This window comes from Mesorhizobium sp. M0019, assembly GCF_040323975.1.
Lineage (GTDB): Bacteria > Pseudomonadota > Alphaproteobacteria > Rhizobiales > Rhizobiaceae > Mesorhizobium.
Genome location: NZ_JAMYVK010000033.1, coordinates 39,769 through 54,347 on the forward strand (window position 1 = coordinate 39,769; position 14,579 = coordinate 54,347).

The following is a 14,579-nucleotide window of genomic DNA, read 5'->3' on the forward strand; positions in this document are numbered from 1 at the left end:
GTTTAAGCGACGGACGGACAGCACGAGCCCGCGCTGCCCGTCCGATATGCAAGCCGTCAGCCCTGGATGAAGGCCAGCAGATCCGGATTGATGATCTCCGGATGGGTGGTGCACATGCCGTGCGGAAGGCCCTTGTAGACCTTGAGCGTGCCGTGCTTCACCAGCTTGGCCGCAAGCAGCGCGGAATCGGCGATCGGTACGATCTGGTCGTCGTCGCCATGCATGATCAGGACGGGAACCTCGATCTTCTTGAGGTCGTCGGTGAAATCGGTCTCCGAGAACGCCTTGATGCAGTCGTAATGGGCCTTGGCTCCGCCCATCATGCCCTGGCGCCACCAATTGTCGACGGCGCCTTGCGAGACCTTGGCGCCCTCGCGATTGAAACCGTAAAACGGGCCGGCCGGCACATCCCTGTAGAACTGGGCGCGGTTGGCGACCAAAGCGGCGCGGAAGCCGTCGAAGACCTCGATCGGCAGGCCACCCGGATTGCTGTCGGTCTTGACCATGATCGGCGGCACGGCGCCGATCAGCACCGCCTTGGCAACGCGGCCGCCACCGCCATAAAGCGCGACGTAACGGGCCACCTCGCCGCCACCGGTCGAATGGCCGATGTGGATCGCATCCCTGAGATCGAGATGCGCCGCCAGCGCCGCAACGTCGGCGGCGTAGGTGTCCATCTCGTTGCCGGTCGCGGTCTGCGACGAGCGGCCGTGGCCGCGGCGGTCATGTGCGATGACGCGGTAGCCCTTTTCGAGGAAGAACAGCATCTGGTTGTCCCAATCGTCGCCGCTGAGCGGCCAGCCGTGATGGAAAACGATCGGCTGGCCCTTACCCCAGTCCTTGTAGAAAATCTCGGTGCCGTCATGGGTGGTGAATGTGCTCATCGTTCTACTCCTTGATGAAAAAGTCGGGGGGTAACAGGGAAGCTTTTAGCCCCCTTCAGCTGGACAAATTATAACAGTGCGGTCAGGGTGAGCATTGGCAAAACGGACATTCAACGTGGCAAAACTGACAAATGACGGCGGCGCGTGATCTGATCGAAATCGGCCTTGTCTTGTATCCCGGCGTGCAGGAAGCAGCCGTGCTCGGCCTGACCGATCTTTTCATGCTGGCAAACCGGCTGGCTGTCGAGCGGTCGCCCGAGGCGGCGAGGCTTCGCGTCAGCCATTGGCAATTGGAGGACGCGGGCCACACCGTAGTCCGCACCTTCGACAGCGACCCCGGCGCCGACAATGAACCAGCCATGGTTATCCTCCCACCGACCTTGGGAGATCCGATCGCTCGGGAAGCAGCCGCGCCCTATGCCGGCTGGCTCAGGTATCGCCACACGGCAGGCGCGACGCTCGGTTCGGTCTGTGCCGGCGCTTTCGTGCTTGCCGAAACCGGCCTGTTGTCCGGCCGTGCGGCGACGACGCACTGGGCTTATCGCGACGCGCTGGCGCTACGCTTTCCCGACATCCTGCTCGACGCCGACAGGCTGGTCATCGACGATGGCGACATCATCACCGCCGGCGGCTACATGGCCTGGACCGATCTCGGCCTGAAGCTGGTGGATAGGGTGCTCGGGCCGACCGTCATGATGGACACGGCGCGTTTCATGCTGGTCGACCCGCCGGGCCGCGAGCAACGCTTTTACAGCCCGTTCGCGCCGCGGCTGACCCACGACGACGAAGCGATCCTCAAGGTGCAGCATTGGCTGCAGGCGAACGGCGCGCGCGACGTGACGCTCGGCGCCATGGCCGAGCATGCGGGGCTGGAGGAGCGGACCTTTCTGCGACGCTTCCGCAACGCCACTGGCCTCAGGCCGACCGAATATTGTCAGCACCTGCGGGTCGGCAAGGCGCGCGAGATGCTGGAAACCACGATGCGATCGATCGACCAGATCGCCTGGGAGGTCGGCTATGACGATCCCGGCTCGTTCCGCAAAGTATTCGCCAGGATAACCGGATTGGTGCCCGGCGACTATCGCAAGCGCTTTGGCACGGAACGAGCGGTGGTTGCAGGCGGAGAGAGCTGAGGCCAGCCGCGCAATGGCGCTATCGATTCGATGCTGCCAAAGGCAAGCTCGCCGGGCGAGAACCCCAACCACCCATCTCCCGGCGAGCCTACTACCTGATTTGATACGCAATCAGGACCGGGATTAGCCGGCAAGCTCTTTGTTGCAAGACAGGTGCCAGTCTTTTTTCTCGAAATGGGACACAGACGGAAGTGAGCTCCCTGATGTTCATGCCGAGGCTTTTTGCCTGATGTGCCGGATCAGTCGAATTCCTGAAATCAGCAGTAATGCGCCTCCGACTTCCACGACCAGGATCACGGCCGAGCCCAGGGAATAGCTGGCCAAAACTCCGAAAAGGCTTGCCTGAGCCAGGTGATATGAGCAGGCTCCTCGCCGTAAGCCCTGAGCATCAAGTCCGCGTAATCGAACATCTCTTTGACCACGATCGCCGACCAGAACAGCGATGAGACAAGCCATATCAGTGCGATTCGTCTGACGATCGGGCTCATTCCAATACCTACTGTCAAAAAGATCGACTTGATTAGCACACCCGCCAAACGAGATCATCCCGCTATATCTCGAACTCGCCCTGCCCTTCATCCATGGCGCTGACGGTCTCGGCTGCCAGGGCGCGGGTGATCGGCGTCTTGCGCTCGAGCGCGGTGCGGTCGAGCCGTTCGACCACCCGCATGGCAGTGGCCAGCGAGCGCTCGATGCGGCGCACCAGATATTGCACGACATGCGGCTCGACCTCGACCTGGCGGTCGGCGAACAGCTTTGTGATGACGCCGGCCAGCAGAAGATCGTCGGGTTCGTGGATCTCGACGGTCGCCGCCGCCTTCAGCCGCGACGCCAGGTCGGGCAGCCTGACGCCCCAGGCGGACGGGAAGCGCCGCCCCGTCAACAGCAAGCTCGAGCCGGCGCCGCGCACCGCGTTGATCAGGTGGAAGAGGCCGTGCTCATCGATCGGTTCGGAATCGATATCGTCGATCAGGGCCGGATGCGGGCCGAGGTTTTCGATGCAGTCGCCGATGCGGCCGGCCTCCACTTTCACCGCGTCGGCGCGAGTCCGCCAGATCGAGGCCAGATGGGTTTTCCCCGAGCCGGCCGGCCCGGCCAGCACAACGACCGGCGACGGCCAGTCCGGCCAGCGGTCGACAAGCGCCGCCGCCTGGCTGTTGGTGCTGGAGACGACGAGCTCGTCGCGCGAATAGCCGGTGCCGTGGCCTAGATCGAGCGGCAATTGACGCGGCGGATCGATCTTGTCCGGCATCTGGCTCAACCGCGCGCGCCCCCGCGGCGGCGCACCTGCAGCGGCGGCACCGGCTCGTCGGCGTGGCCCTTGTAGAGCGGCGATTCGAGATAGCGGGCGATGGCGAAGCGCACCAGAACGGCAACGGCGGCGGAAGCCGGCACGGCGATCAGCAGGCCGACGAAGCCGAACAGCGCGCCGAAGGCAAACAGCGCAAACATCAGCCATACCGGATGCAGGCCAACGCTTTTGCCGACCAGCCTGGGCTGCAGGATGTTGCCCTCGATGAACTGGCCGACGAAGAACACACCGGCCACCGCCGCGATCATGGTCCAGTCCGGCCAGAACTGGACGAAGGCGACGCCGACGGCCAGCACCAGGCCGGTCAGCGAGCCGACATAGGGGATGAAGGAGATCAGCCCGGCGAACAGACCGATGAGGATGCCGAAATTCAGGCCCGTCAGTGTCAGGCCGGTGGCGTACATGGCGCCGAGCACCAGGCACAGCGTGCCCTGGCCGCGCACGAAGCCGGCGGTCGCCGTGTTGATGTCCCTGGCGATCGTCCTGACGGTCTTGACGTAATCGCGCGGCACCCAGCTGTCGACGATTGCCACCATGCGGTCCCAGTCGAGCAGCATGTAGAAGGCGACGACCGGCGTTACCACGAACAGGCTGACGACCGAGACCAGCGCCACGCCGGAGCTCCAGATCGAGGTGAAGACGGTGGTCAGGAGGCCGAAGCCGGAGGTCAGCAGCGAGTTCAAGCCTTCACGCAGGCCGTTGGCGTCGACGCCGAATTTTTCTTCCAGCCATTTCGGGTCGAAGCTGGTGATCAGGCCCTGCAGCCGGGTCAGATAGTCCGGCAGCTTGCTGGCGAAATCAGCCATCTGCGAGGCGAGCACCGGAACCAGGATGACGACAGCCAGCACCAGGACGACGATGAAGGCGATGAGGATGACCACCGTCGCCATCAGCCTGGAGAGGCCGAGCCGCTCCAGCCGGTCGGCGACAGGATCGAGGAAATAGGCGAGCACCATGCCGGCAACGAAGGGCAGAAGGATGCCGCTGAAGACATAGAGGAAGACAGCGAGGATGATGGCGCTGACCAGCCAGAAGCGGATCTGCCGGCGAAACGACGCCGATGCCGCAGCCTCCGCTGCCGCGGCTTCGGCCTCGGTGTCGATGGACCGTTCGTCAGGTGCCCGGTGGTCAGGTGCCCCGCGTTCAGGTGCCGGGTGTGGAGCCTTCGCCATAGCCGCTCATATGCCTCAGCCAAGCCACGAGATAGGCCGCGGCCGAAGCCACGGTCAAGACCCCGGACAGCAATATGAGGGCCGGCCTCAGCGGATCGAGACGGATGTCGAAGGCGAGTTCGCCCAACACCACTGCCGCCAGCACGATCTGGATCGCGGTGTTGGCCTTCGACACCAGGAGCGGCTTCATCTCGACCGGATGCGCCATGACGGTGGATAAAAGCACGGCGCAGACGATCAGTGCGTCGCGCGACACCATGGTAACGACCAGCCACAGCGGCAGTTCGCCGCTGAAGCCCAGGACCACGAAAACCGAGACCAGCAGCAGCTTGTCGGCCATCGGATCGAGATAGGCGCCGAGCCTGGAAAACTGGTTGAAATGGCGGGCGATGAAGCCGTCGACCCCGTCGGAAATGCCGGCAATGAGGAAGCCGGCAAAGGCCCAGTCCCAGCGTTCCTGCAGCATGGCCAGCACCACCGCCGGCACCAGCACGAAGCGCATGATCGTGATCATGTTGGGGATGGTCAAACGCATATCCCGTCGCTCTTGTTTGTCGATACATGATGGAGATGGAGGGTTACGGCAAGTGAGAAGCGACACCGAAGCTGCCAATCTCCCCACGAGGGCGCCAGCAATGAAATAGTTCAAGACCAATGTCGAGTTCGGGGAAACTCATTCGTCTCACGATAGGAAGCCGAAGAATTCGCCCAGGCAAGGAAACGGACGCGATGAAAATCACTATCACAGCATTTGAACGATCGCCCGATGGCAAGGGACTGGCGCGCGATACGCGCGTTCGCTGGGCGCTCGAAGAAGTGGGGCAGCCTTATGAGGTTCGTCTTGTTTCCTTCGCGGAGATGAAGGCGCCTGAACATCTGGCCATCCATCCCTTCGGCCAGATCCCCACCTATGAGGAAGGTTCTCTCTCGCTGTTCGAGACCGGCTCGATCGTCTTTCATCTTGCTGAGGAGCATGCGGGATTGCTGCCGAAGGATCGCAATGCCCGCGCGCGTGCGATCACGTGGATGTTTGCCGCACTCAACACCGTCGAACCGCCGATCCTCGAATTAACGACGGCAAGAATATTCGAACGTGACAAGCCTTGGAGCGAGGAGCGCTTGCCGTTGGTAAAGGACCGTGTTCGCGCTCGGCTGGACAAACTCTCGGCCCACTTGGGCGTCGCCGACTGGCTCGATGATACGTTCAGCGCAGGCGATTTATTGATGGTATCGGTGCTGCTGCGACTAAGAATGTCAGGCATTTTGGACGAATATCAAAACTTGGCTGCCTATGTAGCGCGCGGGGAAGCTCGGCCGGCTTATATCCGGGCTTTCGCCGCGCAATTTGCAATCAACGCAGAGGGGGCGTGAAGAACAGCCAGCGTTGAACCAACCAAATGGAAGCGAGCCCGAAGCGCGCTATCCTTTGGCCGTTAGGAAACAAGGCGCGCAGTGGATGGACTAATAGGCCGCTAGCAAGGCACCATGGCGCACAAAGAGGGAGTGGAACCTTGTCTTTGGCCGTTGGCGAAGCGCGTAAGTATCTCGATACGTTCATGACGGGACATGGCTTTCGCCGCATCCGGAAAGGCGTCTTCGAAGTCGACCGGAGCGACGATATCAGCCTGATTCTCGAAGAGGCCTTTACTGCAAGCTATGGCGATGTTCATTTGAACATGCTCGTTTACCTGGACTTTCTTACCGTCAGGCCGTTGCTTGAAAGGCTGTACGGCAAAAAATGGATCTGGCCCGGACTGTCGCAGTTTCATCCTGAAACGATATTTAACAATGAGCTGAAAGCTTATGCTCGTTACTTCGAGCACCTTGACCAGACGAGCATAGATAGGTTGCTGGGGAAATATGTCGAGCTGGCGCGACGGATCAGGGCTCAGAACCCGGACCTCGCCAGTTACGTCGCCGGACATAGCGAGTTGCTCGACAAACCTTACGAATTCACACAGCCCTTCGCAGTTCGAATCCTCGCGCTAATTGCCTGCGAAATCGAACTTGGGCACTACGAGCGGGTGAAGCAGGCTGTGCACTGGATTCGAACGAACAATAGCGGAATAGCGCTGAGCGGCTATGCCAAGGCACAACTCGACCGCGTCGACATGGTTCTGGCGGAACGAGAGGGGCGTCCATAAGGGGGGCAGCTTGGGCGACTGTCCACTCCTTTGTCGAGCCAAGACCGTCTGATCCCGCCGTCATCCTTGCGAGGTGCGGCCGTTCATGCGAAGAGCCCGTGAAGCGACAGCCTATTTCCCCACTGCTGAATGACGATGGCGCAGAGAATCACAATCGCTTGGCGAGTAACGCTTTGCTATCTGGCCGGACTGACAGAAAGTCTGCTGGCTTTCGCATCTTTCGGAGCCCCGCACCGCTACGCAGCGACGCAAGATCTTCTGTGGGCCTTCGCTCTTGAGCTGGCCGTGGGCGTGGTCGTCTCTTGGCCCCTCTGGCTGACGGCTGCGGTCGTGGCGTTCCTGTTCGCGCGGTCGGTCGTTGCAAATCCAGGTCTGTGGGCTGCCGCGGCGGCTTTGGTCGCCGCCGGCTTCTCGTATGGAACCCTGCCCTTCGACGGTGAAATCAGATCTCTTGCCACCGTCGGTGGCCTCGCCGCAATTCTGGCAGGCATTTCTTTTTATTGTTGGAGTGTATCACGCCCGGTTCCCGCGGCATCCAACTGAAAACACCATTAATCGCGCGCTTGCCTTGCGGGGCAAAACCGTTCATGCGAAGAGCCCGCACGCGAGTGAAAACAGCGACAGGCAAGCGCAACAGATGAGCAGGCGCCGGAAATGAGCAAGCGCAAGAACGGGCTCACCTATGCCGAAGCGGGCGTCGACATCGACGCCGGCAATCTCATGGTCGAGAAGATCAAGCCGCTGGTGCGCGCAACCCGCCGGCCGGGCGCCGATGGCGAGATCGGCGGCTTCGGCGGCCTGTTCGACCTCAAGGCCGCCGGCTTCACCGATCCGGTGCTGGTCGCCGCCAATGACGGCGTCGGCACCAAGCTGAAGATCGCCATCGACGCCGGCAAGCACGACACGATCGGCATCGACCTCGTCGCCATGTGCGTCAACGACATCGTCGTGCAAGGCGCCGAGCCGCTGTTCTTCCTCGACTATTTCGCCACCGGCAAGCTCGATCCCGACCAGGGTGCTTCGATCGTCGGCGGCATCGCCGAGGGCTGCCGGCAGGCCGGTTGCGCGCTGATCGGCGGCGAGACGGCGGAAATGCCCGGCATGTATCACGACAAGGATTATGACCTTGCCGGCTTTGCCGTCGGTGCCGCCGAACGCGGCCAGCTGCTGCCGACCGACGACATCGTCGAAGGCGACGTGCTGCTCGGCCTCGCCTCGTCGGGCCTGCATTCGAACGGCTTTTCGCTGGTCCGCCGCATCGTCGCCGTAAGCGGCCTTGGCTGGGGCGATCCGGCGCCGTTCAATGACGAGGCGACGCTGGCCGAGGCGCTGCTCGAGCCGACGCGCATCTACGTCAAGTCGATCCTCAAGGCGATCCGCAACACGCATGGCATCAAGGCGCTGGCCCATATCACCGGCGGCGGCTTTCCCGAAAACATCCCGCGCGTTCTGCCCAAGGATTTTTCGGCCGAGCTCGATCTCGGCGCCATCGAGGTACCGCCGGTGTTTTCGTGGCTGGCCAAGACCGGCGGCGTCGCGCCGGAAGAGATGATGCGCACCTTCAATTGCGGCATCGGCATGATCCTGGTCGTCGCCTCCGGCCAGGCGGCGCAGGTCGCTGCCGTTCTGCAGGAGGCCGGCGAGACAGTGACGCCGATCGGCCAGATCGTGCCGCGTCGCGATGCCGGCGTCATCTATCGGGGCTCGATTGGCCTATGACCAGGAAACGGACGGTCGTACTGATCTCGGGGCGCGGCTCCAACATGACGGCGCTGGTTGCGGCGGCGAGCAACCCGGCCTATCCGGCCGAGATCGTCGGCGTCATCTCCGACCGCGCCAATGCCGCCGGCCTTGGCATCGCCGCGGCGCGCGGCATCGCCACCAGAGTGATTTCGCGCTCCGACTATGCCAGCAAGCAAGCCCATGACGAGGCGATCGATGCGGCCCTGTTGTCGTTCGGCGCCGAGATCGTCGCGCTGGCCGGCTATATGCGCATCCTCGGCGCGCGCTTCGTAGAGAAGTGGCAGGGCCGCATGATCAATATCCACCCTGCCCTGCTGCCTGCCTTCAAGGGGCTGGATACGCATGCGCGGGCCCTCCGCGCAGGCATGCGCATCCATGGCTGCACGGTGCATTTCGTCACGCTCGACATGGATGACGGGCCGATCATCGCCCAGGCCGCCGTGCCGGTGATGGTCGGCGACAATGAGGACACGCTGGCCGCGCGCGTGCTCAAGGCCGAGCACCAACTCTATCCGCTGGCGCTGGGCCTTGTCGCCGAAGGCAAGGCGCGGATGGAAGGCGGCCGCACGGTGTTTTCGCGCTTCGCCGACGATGCCGACAACGCCACGTCGGTGGTGATTGCCCCCGACCCGCTGCGCGAAGAGACCGATCTCGAGCACCTGGCGCGGATAACGCCGTAAGGGTCAGTTCTTGAATTTGGTAGCAAATATTGCTACCGTATTCGGGAGGAGACGGCTTGATGGCGACAGTCGAAAAAGTCAGCGTAGCGCTTTCCCCGGAACTGCTGGACATGGTCAAAGGCGCGGTGGCCAGCGGGCAGTACGGTTCGGCAAGCGAAGTGATCCGCGAGGCACTGCGCGAATGGCGGCTTCGCCAGCCCTTGCGCGAGGCCGAAGCGGAGCGGTTGCGGAAAGCCTGGACGGAAGGGCTGGAGAGCGGTCCGTTTGCGCCGTTCGACATCGAGGACATAAAACAGAAAGCCCGCAGCCGGTTGGGCAACACCAGCAAAAACCGGCGGAATGGCTGACATCCGCATTGTCCGCAGCCCGGCGGCAGAAGACGACCTGATCGATATTTGGTTTGGCATTGCAAGGGACAACCCGCTTGCCGCGGACCGCTTTTTGGATGCTATTGCCGAGCGCATCGTGCAATTGGGCACATTCCCGGAATCCGGTCCCAAGAGGCCCGACATCGCTGCCGAGGTGCGGGCGTTGACGATCGGCAACTATCTCGTGCTTTATCGCCTGGCCGAACAGCGGGTCGAGATCGTCCGCGTCGTGCATGGCGCACGCGACGCTTCGGCCTTATTTTGAATCCATGAAGCAACTGCTGCTCCTGCGTCACGCCAAGTCGAGTTGGGACGATCCCAACCTCATCGACTTCGATCGGCCGCTGTCCGCGCGCGGGCTGAAGGCAGCGCCGCTGGTCGGGCGCGAACTGGCCCGGTGCGGCTGGCTGCCGGAGTTGGCGCTGGTGTCGCCGGCGCTGCGCACCCGCGACACGTGGCGGCTGGTCTCGGCGGAATTGCCGGCGAAGGTGCAGGTCAAATTTTCCCAGGCGCTCTACGAGGCAGCGGCGGCGGACATCCTCGCCAAGGTGCGGCAAGTAAAGGCAGGGACTGGAACGCTGCTGGTGCTTGGCCACAATCCCGGGCTGGAGGAGTTCGCGCGCGGGCTTGCCGGGGCTGGATCTGATGAAGCGGCGCTGAAGAAGCTGGCGGAAAAATACCCCACCGCGGCCCTGGCTCGGTTCGACGTCGATGGCGATTGGGCCGGTCTCACCTTCGGCAGCGCCCGGCTGACGCACTGCATTTGGCCGAAGGATCTGCGTTAGGGATTTACCAACAGGCCCGGGGATCGCCGATCCTTTCGACCGACCGGGCTTTGCCCAAACAAGCGCGGCGGGCCAGGCCCGCCGCTCTTTGTGCTCCCGGTTAAGGAACTATCGGCCCCAATTGCCCCGGCCAGATTGGGGCACTACGGGTTGATCCGTGCCGAACCGGGTCGTCGCCTCGGTGTCGACGGCGTTGTGCTCGGCCGTGAGCGGCTTGCGGATGGAACCGGTAAACCCGCTGTCGATGGTGCCGACAGGCGCGTTGCCAACAGGCGCGGCCGGCTGGTTGACGCCGTCCGAACCATAGTGATCGCTGCCTGCAAAGGCGCTGCCCGTGGCGACGAGGACGATGGTGGCGACGGTAAGAGCAATCTTGGTCATTTCAGGTACTCCAGTGTACTGGTCATTCGTGAGTTGTCGTTGCTTTCGACGCATTCGAGATGAGAGCGCTGTCCGCGCCGACGAATACGCACCCGGCTTTTTCCGATGTGCACGTTGCTGGACGATTTCAGCAACCGAGATTGTGGCTACAGATGAAACCTGCAAATCAAAGTATTCGATTGGCGCAGGATGCTATTCGGCGCACACGCCCGTTGATACGCGAAAGCAAGAGTAGCGGGCCAAGCCCGCCGCTCTTTGGGGTGCGGGCCGTGATAATCAGCGGCCCCAGATGCCTTGGCCGGATTCAGGCGCCACCGACTCGGAGGTTATCTTGGCACCGGTATGCTCGGAAGTAACTGGCTTGCGGATCGAACCGGTGAAGGTGTTGTCGACGTTGGCAGCAGCAGCAGCGGCCGGCTGGTTGACGTTGTCCGAGCCATAATGGTCGCTGCCGGCAAAAGCAGTGCCGGTGGCAACGAGGATGGCGGCGGCGGTAAGAGCGAGCTTGGTCATTTCGGGTACTCCGGTAGTTTCTTTGGTCTGTCCGTCAAGTGGCGTGCCTCGGGAGGAATTCGCGTCGCTCGGACCACCCCGAGATGGGTCGGCAAGTCTGTCGTTTCCAATCACGAAAATTTTGTACGGGTGCGCCAAATTGGCCGCTTGAAATTCGACATGCAGCTCCTTGCGCCACAATGTTCTTCTTTCTTTTCAACTAGTTATGCGGTCAGTGGTGATTTGCCGCGCGAACATTCTTTGAGCCGGCGTTCACCCTTTCCTGTACTCTCTGTCAACAGAACCGAACCGTTCGGTTCGAGTGCTTTTACGTTTGGCTGATCAGCGCTTTCAGAGGCTCGATCGACATTCCTGCCGACGGGCGCCGTGAAATTCACGCTGCCAGCTCAGCGCCAGCGGCGTCGTGCTTGGGCCGCGCGCTGGCCAGAAGCACGACGGGGCAGTTGCAGGCGGCTAAAACAGCGCCGGCGGTTTCACCGAAGAACAGGTCCTCGCCCGGACGTTGGGTGACGACCATCACGACGATCGCCGCGCCTTTGGCCGCCTCCCGGGTGATCGCCTTGTCGGGTGTGACGCGGGTATGGAACGCTGTGTCGATATGCAGGCCGTAGCGGCCCGCCAGGTCGGCGATGTCTTTCAGGACGGCCTCTTCGCGGCTATGCGACACCGATGTCGACCTGCGGCCCTTGGCTGCCTTTTGCGAGACGTAGAGAACCTTGATCCGCGCCCGGTTTGGACGGGCCAGCGCCAGCGCCAAGTCGGCGGCGCGACGCGCCACTTGAGTACCGTTGACGGGGACGAGAATGCTGGTGCCGGCCTTCAGCGTCGGCATCTTTTCGCCAGCATTGCCGCCGTTCAGGACCAGGCAAAGCGGGCCGTCAAATCCTCCGGCAATGTCGTTGAGGGCCGGCGCGAAGGCGCCATCGGCGGTCAGCACATTGTCAAGCCCGACCAGCAGCAGGCCGTATCCCTTGCGGGCCACTTCGGCGATCGTCTCACCGGTGGCTTCCAATTCGGTGCGGGCCGTCAGGTGGACTTTGCCGACAAGCGTATCTTCAATCCGTTTCACCGCCCGGGCGTTTTTTTTTGCACCCTTCTTGATTTCCTTCAGGGTGCGCTCCTGTCCTTTGCTGTCGGTTGGCCTGTCAATTCGGCCGTCCTTCGGCTGAAGCAAGGTGGTGGGCATGCCGCTGCCTCCGCCGACCAGTCCGGCGAGATATGCAGTGAACTTGCCGATCCTGCTGTCGTCGACCAGCACCAGCAGCCGCTCCAGCCTGGAAATGAAGCCGTATTCATCCAACGCCTCGCGCTCGACCCGCTGCTGCTCGTCGTGCCCAACCGGCAGCCGGCCGAGCGCCCAGCGCAGCATGGGCGGCATGGCCAGCGTTGTGATCACGGCCATAGTGACGATCATGGTGAAGAGATTGTGCGACAGGATGTTCATCGACAGGCCGATGCTGGCGACGATGACCTCGGTCGAGCCGCGCGCGTTCATGGCACTGCCGACGGCGATTGCTTCCTTGAACGACATGGCGGCGAGCCTGGCGCCGATGAAGGCGCCGCCAAACTTGCCGATGCTGGCGATGACCACGAGAGCGCCCGTCAGCATGGCAAGCGTCGGATCGGCAAGCACGGTGAGATCGGCGGAAAGCCCCGCCATGCCGAAGAAGATCGGCATGAACAGCGCGGTGATGACGCCGCGAAGTTGGCCTTCGATATGGCTGGAGAGGATGGGCGATTCCCCGACAAGGATACCGGCGACGAACGCCCCCAGCACGGTATGGACGCCTATCATGTTGGTGATCAGCGCCATCACGCCCATGATGATGAGGATCATGGTGATCACCGCAAACTCGCTGCGGAATTGATCGTTGGTCCAGCGGATCAAGGTGAAGACAAGACGGCGGCCGATGGTGAAGGAGAACACCATGAACAGTGCCACTGCGGCGATGGTGGTCACCAGCGGCGCGAACTGCAGCCTGCCATTGGTGGCGATGCCGAAGGTTACGGCGATGATAAGCCAGCCGATCGTGTCCTCGATAATCGCCGAGGAAATAATCACCTGTCCGAGGTTGCGGCGCATGAAGTTCATCTCGCGCACCACCATGGCGACGATCTTGACCGACGAGATCGACAGCGCGGTGCCCAGGAACAGCCCGGCGACGGTGCGTTGCGTCGCGTCGGCCAGCAGTGCGTCCGGCAGGAATTGCGCAAGCGCGAAACCGCAGATGAAGGGCACCACAATGCCGGTCGCCGAAATGGAAAAACATGCCGCGCCAACCCGGCGCACCAGCCGCAGGTCCGTCTCCATGCCGGTCAGCAAAAGCAGCATCAGGATGCCGAGCTGCGAGACGGCGTCGATCATGCCCTTTTGCGCAGGATCGCTGGGAAAGATCAGGTGCTGGGCCGACGGCCATAGCCAGCCGAACAGCGAAGGACCGAGCAGGATGCCGCCGATCAGTTGGCCCATGGTTGCCGGCTGGCCATAACGCTGCAGCACTTCGCCCAGGCCGCGCCCAACAGCAGCAGAAGCACGATCTCGGCGACGAAAGCGCCTTCGCCCGAACCACCCATGCCGGAGGCCCGGGTACCGGCAACGAGCGTCTCCGCTGCCCAGGCCGCGCCCGCGGGGACGAAAGCGCAAACCAGCAGTGTCAGGCTGGAACGTGTCGGAGCCTGCCAAGCCATGAAACCCCCATCGCCCAATGCACGTGTCCAACAACGCGCGACAGGGCGTTGCGTTGCTAGACGTGGACGTCACCGAAGGAGAGTTCGCCGTCGTCGCTCTCTGTCAGAAAGGCTGTCACCAGCAGGCCTGCATAGAGGACGGCGACCAGCACGACGATGGCGCCACCAGGAACGGGACCCAGGGCAGCACTGGCGACGGCCTCACGCATCGACCCGACGAAGCCGATGCGGACGCCTTCGGTCAGAAGACTGGGGGTCGACAGTTTGAGGATCCACGCCAGCAGCAGGATCAGCAGCATGTAGATGTAATTGCGACGCAGGCGGCGCGCCAAAGCCACGCGTTGCGAAATCAGGAATTTCGGCGCGCGCAGGCTCTCGCCGACGATCAACAGCCAATCGGACGCGAAGTCCGGCTGCGGCGAGAATATCTGCGCGAAATAGTGCCGTTCGAACTGGCGCACGCGAGCCCGATAGAAGTCGAAGAAGCGATATCGGCGGGCCTCTATCCACAGCAGCAGCAGAACAAGCAGCATGGCAAACAGCAGCACGCCATGGTGAGCGCTGGCTGTCGAAAGCGAAACGGACAGCATGGCTGCGACAACGGTTATCGCCCAGTTGCTCGTCCGGTCCAGGCGGTCACGCCACCCAGCCATGCGCGCAATCTCGGCGCGATGAAAGTGGGACATCGTGGTTACGAGTTCGCCGGACGACAGTGTCCTTCCGATGGGATCCGGCGCCGGCAACACTTCTGCCATGACAATGCCTCCACCCGCCAC

At 62.6% G+C, this 14,579-nt stretch carries 17 protein-coding genes and 1 pseudogene; 9 read left to right on the plus strand and 9 right to left on the minus strand.

Going from position 1 to position 14,579, the window contains the following annotated elements; all coding sequences use genetic code 11:
- Positions 1 to 56 precede the first annotated feature (56 nt).
- Entirely contained in the window at positions 57 to 884 is an 828-nt protein-coding gene (locus NKK47_RS22555) for an alpha/beta fold hydrolase (RefSeq protein ID WP_352578290.1), read from the minus strand.
- Between the two features lie 131 nt (positions 885 to 1,015).
- Here NKK47_RS22555 and NKK47_RS22560 point away from each other — a divergent pair, with 131 nt between their 5' ends.
- The gene (locus NKK47_RS22560; protein ID WP_352578291.1) at positions 1,016 to 2,017 is read left to right on the plus strand and encodes a GlxA family transcriptional regulator; all 1,002 of its coding nucleotides are present in this window, start codon (positions 1,016 to 1,018) and stop codon (positions 2,015 to 2,017) included.
- A 293-nt stretch (positions 2,018 to 2,310) separates the two neighbouring features.
- On the opposite strand, the gene NKK47_RS22565 is transcribed toward NKK47_RS22560, so the two are convergent.
- The 4 genes from NKK47_RS22565 to NKK47_RS22580 form a co-directional block, all read right to left on the minus strand.
- On the minus strand, positions 2,311 to 2,505 hold the full coding sequence (locus tag NKK47_RS22565; protein ID WP_352457667.1) for a hypothetical protein: 195 nt from the start codon (positions 2,503 to 2,505) through the stop codon (positions 2,311 to 2,313).
- A 62-nt stretch (positions 2,506 to 2,567) separates the two neighbouring features.
- Positions 2,568 to 3,269, minus strand: a complete 702-nt coding sequence (hdaA, locus tag NKK47_RS22570) for a DnaA regulatory inactivator HdaA (RefSeq protein WP_352578298.1) — start codon at positions 3,267 to 3,269, stop codon at positions 2,568 to 2,570.
- A 5-nt stretch (positions 3,270 to 3,274) separates the two neighbouring features.
- Positions 3,275 to 4,501 carry an AI-2E family transporter gene (locus NKK47_RS22575; protein ID WP_352578292.1) on the minus strand — a complete coding sequence of 409 codons (1,227 nt, stop codon included), beginning with the start codon at positions 4,499 to 4,501 and terminating at the stop codon, positions 3,275 to 3,277.
- Positions 4,473 to 5,030: a CDP-alcohol phosphatidyltransferase family protein gene (locus tag NKK47_RS22580; protein ID WP_023677645.1), complete on the minus strand. Its 558-nt coding sequence runs from the start codon at positions 5,028 to 5,030 to the stop codon at positions 4,473 to 4,475. Before NKK47_RS22580 ends, NKK47_RS22575 begins: the two co-directional genes overlap by 29 nt.
- Before the next feature lie 200 nt (positions 5,031 to 5,230).
- Here NKK47_RS22580 and NKK47_RS22585 point away from each other — a divergent pair, with 200 nt between their 5' ends.
- From NKK47_RS22585 to NKK47_RS22620, 8 genes are all read left to right on the plus strand, one after another.
- Entirely contained in the window at positions 5,231 to 5,872 is a 642-nt protein-coding gene (locus NKK47_RS22585; protein WP_352578293.1) for a glutathione S-transferase family protein, read from the plus strand.
- 140 nt (positions 5,873 to 6,012) lie between these two features.
- The gene (locus tag NKK47_RS22590; RefSeq protein ID WP_352457665.1) at positions 6,013 to 6,645 is read left to right on the plus strand and encodes a hypothetical protein; all 633 of its coding nucleotides are present in this window, start codon (positions 6,013 to 6,015) and stop codon (positions 6,643 to 6,645) included.
- A gap of 135 nt (positions 6,646 to 6,780) precedes the next feature.
- Positions 6,781 to 7,188 (plus strand): hypothetical protein, encoded by a 408-nt coding sequence (locus tag NKK47_RS22595; protein ID WP_352457664.1) that lies wholly within the window; start codon positions 6,781 to 6,783, stop codon positions 7,186 to 7,188.
- 111 nt (positions 7,189 to 7,299) lie between these two features.
- Positions 7,300 to 8,364 carry a phosphoribosylformylglycinamidine cyclo-ligase gene (gene purM / locus NKK47_RS22600; RefSeq protein ID WP_023677649.1) on the plus strand — a complete coding sequence of 355 codons (1,065 nt, stop codon included), beginning with the start codon at positions 7,300 to 7,302 and terminating at the stop codon, positions 8,362 to 8,364.
- Positions 8,361 to 9,068 carry a phosphoribosylglycinamide formyltransferase gene (gene purN, locus NKK47_RS22605; protein WP_352457663.1) on the plus strand — a complete coding sequence of 236 codons (708 nt, stop codon included), beginning with the start codon at positions 8,361 to 8,363 and terminating at the stop codon, positions 9,066 to 9,068. Before purM ends, purN begins: the two co-directional genes overlap by 4 nt.
- Positions 9,069 to 9,127: 59 nt before the next feature.
- Positions 9,128 to 9,415 (plus strand): type II toxin-antitoxin system ParD family antitoxin, encoded by a 288-nt coding sequence (locus NKK47_RS22610; protein WP_352457662.1) that lies wholly within the window; start codon positions 9,128 to 9,130, stop codon positions 9,413 to 9,415.
- Positions 9,408 to 9,701 (plus strand): type II toxin-antitoxin system RelE/ParE family toxin, encoded by a 294-nt coding sequence (locus tag NKK47_RS22615; RefSeq protein WP_352457661.1) that lies wholly within the window; start codon positions 9,408 to 9,410, stop codon positions 9,699 to 9,701. Before NKK47_RS22610 ends, NKK47_RS22615 begins: the two co-directional genes overlap by 8 nt.
- Before the next feature lie 4 nt (positions 9,702 to 9,705).
- On the plus strand, positions 9,706 to 10,221 hold the full coding sequence (locus NKK47_RS22620; protein ID WP_352457660.1) for a SixA phosphatase family protein: 516 nt from the start codon (positions 9,706 to 9,708) through the stop codon (positions 10,219 to 10,221).
- Positions 10,222 to 10,329: 108 nt separating this feature from the next.
- Here NKK47_RS22620 and NKK47_RS22625 read toward each other — a convergent pair whose 3' ends face one another.
- From NKK47_RS22625 to NKK47_RS22645, 4 genes and pseudogenes are all read right to left on the minus strand, one after another.
- Positions 10,330 to 10,602: a DUF680 domain-containing protein gene (locus NKK47_RS22625; protein WP_352452971.1), complete on the minus strand. Its 273-nt coding sequence runs from the start codon at positions 10,600 to 10,602 to the stop codon at positions 10,330 to 10,332.
- A 276-nt stretch (positions 10,603 to 10,878) separates the two neighbouring features.
- Positions 10,879 to 11,115 carry a DUF680 domain-containing protein gene (locus NKK47_RS22630; protein WP_352457659.1) on the minus strand — a complete coding sequence of 79 codons (237 nt, stop codon included), beginning with the start codon at positions 11,113 to 11,115 and terminating at the stop codon, positions 10,879 to 10,881.
- 373 nt (positions 11,116 to 11,488) lie between these two features.
- A pseudogene (locus NKK47_RS22635) lies at positions 11,489 to 13,689 on the minus strand (cation:proton antiporter domain-containing protein).
- A gap of 170 nt (positions 13,690 to 13,859) precedes the next feature.
- A complete protein-coding gene (locus NKK47_RS22645; protein ID WP_254820271.1) occupies positions 13,860 to 14,558 on the minus strand; it encodes a DUF2270 domain-containing protein in 699 nt (232 codons plus the stop codon).
- Positions 14,559 to 14,579: the final 21 nt, after the last annotated feature.